This is a genomic window from Frankia sp. Mgl5, from assembly GCF_023242985.1.
Classification (GTDB): Bacteria; Actinomycetota; Actinomycetes; order Frankiales; family Frankiaceae; genus Parafrankia; species Parafrankia soli.
This window is the reverse complement of record NZ_JALKFY010000432.1, coordinates 1-567: the sequence shown is the minus strand read 5'-3', so window position 1 is coordinate 567 and position 567 is coordinate 1. Positions and strand designations below refer to the sequence as shown.

1 protein-coding gene is annotated in these 567 nt (G+C 69.5%); it reads right to left on the bottom strand.

Annotated features, from left to right (window positions below):
- A partial coding sequence (locus MXD62_RS09995; RefSeq protein ID WP_248829058.1) for a response regulator transcription factor occupies positions 1–567 on the bottom strand: 567 nt, incomplete at both ends.

Below are 567 nucleotides of genomic sequence, written 5' to 3'. Positions count from 1 at the left end.
CTGCTTCATCAGGTAGACGGCGGCCTGCGTACGGCTCGCCAGGCCGAGCTTCTCCAGAATGCTCGACACGTAGTTCTTCACCGTCTTCTCCGACAGGCCCAGCCGCGTGCCGATCTGCCGGTTCGTCAACCCGTCCGCGATCAGCTGCAGGATCTCGCGCTCCCGCTGGTTCAGCGTCGCCATCGCCGGGTCCTCGCTCGGCCCGTCCCGCAGCCGCTCCAGCACCCGCCGCGTCACCGACGGCGCCAGCAGCGACTGCCCCGACGCCACCGTCCGGATCGCCCCCACCAGGTCGTTGCCCCGGATCTCCTTCAACACGTACCCCGCCGCCCCCGCCATGATCGCCGAGAACAGCGCCTCGTCGTCGTCATAGGAGGTCAGAATCAGGCACGCCACGTCCGGCAACGCCGAACGCACCTCCCGGCACACGTCGATGCCACTGCCGTCAGGCAGCCGCCCGTCCAACACCGCCACGTGCGGATGCAACGCGGGAATCCGCCGCAACGCCTCCGCGGCCAGCCCGGCCTCACCGACGACCTCGATATCGTCATGCCGGGCGAGCGTCTG